Source organism: Skermanella sp. (assembly GCF_059503625.1).
The window spans coordinates 1-5,836 of the sequence record NZ_JCACHA010001051.1 but is presented as its reverse complement, the minus strand read 5'-3'; the positions used below and the strand labels follow the sequence as shown (position 1 = coordinate 5,836).

The window sequence follows — 5,836 nt, the reverse complement described above, 5'->3', positions numbered from 1 at the left end:
CTGGCCAGAGACGGTATATTCAGTCAGTTTCCCGATCAGGTCATCGTCAACGAATATCTGCCGGGCCAGGGCATCTCACCGCATGTCGATTGTATCCCCTGCTTTGGGGAAACCATAGCCATCGTCAGCCTTGGCGGCAGTATCGCAATGAACTTTCGCCATTCAGCGACCGATGAGTGCCATGAGATGATTCTTCGTCCGGGCAGTCTGCTGTCTTTGTCCGGGCAGGCTCGTTACGATTGGAAGCATGGAATCCCGGCACGCAAAACCGATATGATATCGAGTGTCAGAGTTCCGCGTTCTCGCCGGGTTTCTCTGACCTTTCGCACCGTCTTATCCAGCGGGGGATAATTTCCACAAGACGTGGCCGGAACCGCACTCCGGCTTTTCCCGGTGCAGGCCAGCGATGAGCGACACCATGATGGCGCGGCAGGTCGCGTGCCCGACGGCTTCCCAGCGACGATACGCGCCCTTCTTGCGGTGTGTGCGTTTTTGGTTATATTGAATACGGCAATCGTGGGAAGGATGCGGTCATGGCCCGTACGACGACGATGACGGTCCGCCTCAGTGGTGCGCTCAGCGATTTCGTGGCGGCCAGTGTCGGCGAGAACGGTTCCTATGAGAATGTCAGCGAATACATTCGGGATCTGATCCGACGCGATAAAGAGCGCACGGAACAGGAAGCCTTCGCCAGGCTGAAGGCCGAGCTTGCACATGCCTATGCGGCGCCGGAGTCCTCATACCAGCCGCTCACGGCTGAAGACGTCATCGCGCGCAACCGAACCTGACCTGGCCCCGAATGGCCGCCATCCGCATTCAGGAGGCGGCTTCGCACCGTCTCGACGATATCTACCGCTACACCCGTGACCACTGGGGGAGTGAGCAGGCGGACAGTTACATTACGGGACTGTTCGAAGCCTTCGGGAGAATCGAGAGCCATGGCGTAGCTTCGAGGCCGGTACCGGCGGAGTTCGGCGTCGAAGGCTATTTCTTCCAATACGAAAGGCACTTCGTCTATTGGCGGAGGCTCAGCAACGGCGATATCGGCATCGTGACGATCCTGCATGAGCGCATGCATCAGATCGATCGCTTCCGGGAGGATTTCGGCTCGTAAGGGGATGCAGCCTGATCGGTTGACCCGGCTATTGAGATTTGCCTTTTGACAGGCGCATCCCTAAGCCGGAGCCACCGCCAGAGGCCGCGCGGTTTCACGGATCGGCAGGTGGATGAGCGCGCTGAAGGCGCCGATGCCGACGCCGATCCACCATACGCCGTCGTAGCTGCCATAGGCGTCGTAGAGCCGTCCGCCGAGCCAGACGCCCATGAAGCTTCCGAGCTGGTGGCTCAGGAAGATGATGCCGTAGAGCGTGCCCATGTAGCGCAGGCCGTAGAGGTGCGCCACGAGGCCGGACGTGAGGGGCACGGTGGCGAGCCACAGGCTGCCCATCAGGGCCGAGAACACCAGCACGGTGGTCGGCGTCATCGGCGTCAGGATGAACCAGGCCGCGATCAGGGTGCGCCCGGTGTAGACCCCTGCCAGCAGGTATTTCTTGGTGTAGCGCTTCCCGGCCCAGCCCGCCGCCAGCGTGCCCGCGATGTTGCCTAGGCCGATGATCGAGATCGCGACGGCGCCCAAAGCGCCGGTCGTCGTGATGCCCATCGAGTGCAGCACGCTGCCGAGCATGATCGGTCCGCAAACCTCGGCCACGAAGGCGGGGAAATGGGCCGTGATGAAGGCAAGCTGGTAGCCGCAGGAGAAGAAGCCTAAGAAGATCAGCGCGAAGCTGGGGTCGCGCAGCGCGCCGAGCACCACCGTCCCCATGCTCTGCTGAAGCTCCGCCTTGGAGGCGGGAACGGGCGAGCGCATCCAGGGCAGCACGAACAGCACCGCCAGGATCAGCGCCGCGAAGGCCATGAACACGCCCTGCCACGGCATCAGCGCCAGCAGCCCCTCGGCCAGCGGCGGCCCCAGCACCTGCCCGGCGGAGCCGGCGGCGGTCACGATGGCGAGCGACATGGAGCGGTTCTCGTCGGACGAGGCGCGGCCTACGACGGCCAGTACAACGCCGAACCCGGTGCCCGCGATGCCCAGTCCGACCAGCACTTCATACAGGTGATGCTCGATCGGCAGGGTAGCGCCCGCCGACAGCACGAGGCCCAGCGCATAGGCTACCGCCCCGATGACGATAGCCTTGCGGTCCCCGATCTTCTCGGCGACGGCGCCGAACAGCGGCTGGCCGAAGCCCCAGGCGAGGTTCTGGATCGCGATGGCGAGGGAGAACTCGGCGCGGGGCCAGTTGAACTCCATGGCGATGGGAAGCTGGAAGACGCCGAAGGAGGCGCGGATGGCGAAGCCCACCAGCACCACGAGGCTGCCGGCGAGGAGGACGGGCGTGATGAGGGGGGCGCGCTGGATCATCCAACTTCTCTGCGCCTGGGGAGAAATCCTGTCAACCGGCGGAACCGCGCGATCTGCCATGCGCCGGACGAGGCGGCGGCGCCGCTTCGATCCGGCAGTTGCCCCGGCAGTCGGGCCGGCAGTCGATCCCCGCTAATTGGAGCTTGATTTCTCCTTCGGCACCGATCGCAGGAAGGCTTGCAGTTCCTTCGTGTAGAACTTCGCCATTGCCGTCGTGCCGTGGCCGCGCGTGTCCTCGCTGGCGGGGATCAGGAACAAGCGGCCGTTCTTAACGTGCTTCATAGCCGCTTCCGTAACGCCCGTCTCCGGCGGGTTGCGCTCGTCGTCGGCGGCGTTGATGAACAGCAGCGGGGCCTTGATGCGGTCGAGCAGCGGCGTCGGGTTGTACTTGCCCGAGGACTCCCACGCGTAGATGAAGTCGTTGGCGTCGGCGTTGAACTTCACCGCCAGACGATCCTTGATCATCTTGTCCGCCTTCTCGCGGGTCGGGGCCAGCTTCTGGTAGGCGAGGGTGCCGCCGCTGGTGGCCGTGGCGTAGAAGACGTTGGCCAGTCTCATGGCGTTCGGCTGCTCGGTGTAGTCGCCGTCCTTATAGCCGGGGTCCTGGCGGATCATCTCGACCATCAGGCGGCGCAGCATCCAGTTGCGGGCCGCCATCTCGGTCGGCTGCGAGGCCATCGGCACCAGCGCGTCCATGTAGTCGGGATACTTGCCGCCCCAGATCCAGGTGTGCATGCCACCCATGGAATTGCCCATGACGAGATGCACGTGGTTCAGCTTGAGACCTTCGGTGAGAAGCCGATGCTGGGCATCGACCATGTCTTCGGAACTGTATTTGGGAAACTTCGCCCGCAGGCCGTCGGACGGCTTGGTGGATTTGCCATGGCCGAGGGCGTCCGGCAGGATGATGAAATACTTCTTCGCATCCAGGGGCTGACCTTCGCCGAACAATTCTCCGGCAAAATCGGGCGTCAGCATGCTGGCCCCGGACCCGCCCGTGCCATGCAGGATCACGACCGGCTCGCCGGACGGCTCCCCGACGGTCCTGTAGTGCAGGCGCACTTCCGGCAGGACGTCGCCGGTATGGAACCGGAAGTCCTTGGCGACGAAGGAGCCTTCCTTCGGGGCGGGGTAATCCGCAGCACCGGCATCGGCGGCGAAGACGGCAAGCGACAGCGCCGCTCCGGTGGCGGCGTGCATCAACGATCTCAGGACCCGCATGGGGCGTCCTCCCTCATTTTTTTATGATGCGGGGACGGTCATGTCGGCGCCCGTCCCCGCCAGGGAGCATCATCGCTGCATGCGGGAAGCTGCACAAGGCGCGCTCACGATCACGTGATCGGCACCGGGCCGGCGCTTCAGGAACGGTCAGCCGTGCATGCGGGAAATCGCGTCGGCCAGCCGGATCGGCTCGGGCAGGCGCCATTTGGGCGTGAAGCGGAGCACCAGATCGACCGCCGTCGGCAGGCTTATCCGGTGGCCGACGGACACGAAGAGCGGGTTTGTGCCGTCGCGGGTGCGGAGCGCCACGCCGACCAGTTCCTTGCGGTGGAACATGGGGGAGGAGGACCCTCGTTCCCGCGCCGGTTCTTCGTAGCGCCCGACGAGACGCGACTTGGCGACGCCGATGGCCGGCAGGCCGGTGACCACGCCCAGGTGGCACGCAAGGCCGAGGCGGCGCGGATGGGCCAGCCCTTGTCCATCGACCACCAGCAGGTCCGGCGGCTCCGGAAGCAGGGACAGCGCCGCCGCCATCGCCGGGACCTCGCGGAACGACAGGAAGCCCGGCACGTATGGGAAGTCCGTCGGCTTCGACAGTAGGACGGAGCGGGTCAGTTCCAGCGTTTCGGCGTCGATCTCGGCGACCGCCGCCCAGGTCTTCCGGTCGGCTTCGCTGTAGTGGGCGTCCAATGCCGCGATCCGGCGCAGCGGGCCGAAATCGTCACGAGTCACGACGCGGTGGCGCAGCCGTTCCTGGACCACGCGTGCCTCGGCTTCGGTTGTCGGCCAGGGCTCGAGGGGCAGGTGGTCGGCGGCGTCGATTTCCATGTGGATTTCAACGGACTTTCGCAGCGCCGGTTCCGGTGCCGAGGGGCAGGTCCGGAACTTCCGCGCGGCACGGCCAGTTGAAGGCGCTGACTTTCGGAACGCTTGGGAAAGGGGTGAAAACCATGGCCGATGCAGCAGCGAGACCTCTGGCGATCGTTACCGGCGCTTCTACCGGTATCGGATACGAACTGGCCAAAGAATGCGCCAAGAACGGGTTCAACCTGATCGTCGCCGCCGACGAGCCGGCGATCGACAAGGCCGCGAAGGAGTTCAGCCAGCTTGGCGCCGATGTCGATGCGGTGCGGGCCGATCTGGCGACCCTGGAAGGCGTCGACGAGGTCTATGCCGCCATCAGGGGGCGGCCGGTCGACGCGCTGCTCGCCAATGCCGGCCGGGGGCTTGGAAAAGGCTTCCTCGACCAGGACTTCGACGACGTGCGCCACGTCATCGACACCAACGTCACCGGCACGCTGTACCTGCTGCACAAGGTCGGGCGGGACATGCGGGCGCGCGGCAAGGGCCACATCCTGATAACGGGATCGATCGCGGGCTTCATGCCGGGGACGTATCAGGCTGTATACAACGGTACCAAGGCCATGCTGGACAGCTTCTCCTTCGCGCTCCGCCATGAGCTGAACGATTCGGGCGTCACGGTGACCTGCCTGATGCCCGGCCCGACGGATACCGAGTTCTTCGCCCGCGCCGACATGCTCGACACCAAGGTCGGGCAGGCGAAGAAGGACGATCCCGCCGAAGTCGCGCGCATCGGCTTCGACGCGATGATGAAGGGGCAGGGCGACGTCGTCAGCGGATGGAAGAACAAGCTTCAGACGGCCATCGCGACCGTAACGCCATCAGGCGTCCTGGCCGAGATGCATCGCGGCATGGCGGAACCGGGAACCGGGAAGAAATAGCGGCGTCAGGGGCGGTGCAGGGACACGATCTCTCCGCCGAAGAAGCGCTGGAGCAGGGCGGTCAGCCGGTCGTGACCGGCCTGCACATAGTCGGGCGGCGTTGCGGCGTTGCCCTGGACGATCAGGAAGACGTCGCGGGTGGTGGGGGTGACCTTGGTCTTTTCCGACTGGCGGACCTCCAGCCGGCAGATAACCTCCGGACTGCCGGCGCCGTCACCATCGATATAACCGTACTCGCCGGGCCGCACCGGTTCCGGCTCGGCGGCGCCGACCGGATGGTAGCGCTCGGCTCCCGTGGTCAGGCGGACGGAGATGCCGCCCGTGACGGATGCCAGGTCGTGGGCGCCCAGCGACAGCTTGGTTTCGAGCGAGACGGCGTTGTAGACATCGACCAGCGGGCCGATGCGCGGGATATCGCCGCGCTTCTCGACGTAGCGGATCAGCGTCTCGGAGG

General features: G+C 65.1%; 8 protein-coding genes. 4 read left to right on the top strand and 4 right to left on the bottom strand.

Annotated features, from left to right (window positions below; translation table 11 throughout):
- The 3 genes from AC5JJ6_RS38125 to AC5JJ6_RS38115 form a co-directional block, all read left to right on the top strand.
- Window positions 1-351: alpha-ketoglutarate-dependent dioxygenase AlkB (locus tag AC5JJ6_RS38125; RefSeq protein WP_496047036.1), on the top strand; the 351-nt coding region annotated here is incomplete at its 5' end.
- 182 nt (window positions 352-533) lie between these two features.
- Window positions 534-788: a ribbon-helix-helix domain-containing protein gene (locus AC5JJ6_RS38120; RefSeq protein ID WP_496047035.1), complete on the top strand. Its 255-nt coding sequence runs from the start codon at window positions 534-536 to the stop codon at window positions 786-788.
- Between the two features lie 11 nt (window positions 789-799).
- Window positions 800-1,114 (top strand): type II toxin-antitoxin system RelE/ParE family toxin, encoded by a 315-nt coding sequence (locus AC5JJ6_RS38115; RefSeq protein WP_496047034.1) that lies wholly within the window; start codon window positions 800-802, stop codon window positions 1,112-1,114.
- A 60-nt stretch (window positions 1,115-1,174) separates the two neighbouring features.
- Here AC5JJ6_RS38115 and AC5JJ6_RS38110 read toward each other — a convergent pair whose 3' ends face one another.
- The 3 genes from AC5JJ6_RS38110 to nfi form a co-directional block, all read right to left on the bottom strand.
- Window positions 1,175-2,419 (bottom strand): MFS transporter, encoded by a 1,245-nt coding sequence (locus AC5JJ6_RS38110; protein WP_496047033.1) that lies wholly within the window; start codon window positions 2,417-2,419, stop codon window positions 1,175-1,177.
- A 132-nt stretch (window positions 2,420-2,551) separates the two neighbouring features.
- On the bottom strand, window positions 2,552-3,640 hold the full coding sequence (locus tag AC5JJ6_RS38105) for an alpha/beta fold hydrolase (protein ID WP_496047032.1): 1,089 nt from the start codon (window positions 3,638-3,640) through the stop codon (window positions 2,552-2,554).
- 147 nt (window positions 3,641-3,787) lie between these two features.
- Complete coding sequence (nfi, locus tag AC5JJ6_RS38100; protein WP_496047031.1) at window positions 3,788-4,468, bottom strand: deoxyribonuclease V; 681 nt, start codon at window positions 4,466-4,468, stop codon at window positions 3,788-3,790.
- 122 nt (window positions 4,469-4,590) lie between these two features.
- On the opposite strand from nfi, the gene AC5JJ6_RS38095 reads away from it, so the two are divergent.
- Window positions 4,591-5,382, top strand: coding sequence for an SDR family NAD(P)-dependent oxidoreductase (locus AC5JJ6_RS38095; protein ID WP_496047030.1), 792 nt, complete (start codon window positions 4,591-4,593; stop codon window positions 5,380-5,382).
- 5 nt (window positions 5,383-5,387) lie between these two features.
- Here AC5JJ6_RS38095 and AC5JJ6_RS38090 read toward each other — a convergent pair.
- Window positions 5,388-5,836 (bottom strand): B3/B4 domain-containing protein (locus AC5JJ6_RS38090; protein ID WP_496047029.1); only part of this gene is annotated, 449 nt, incomplete at its 5' end.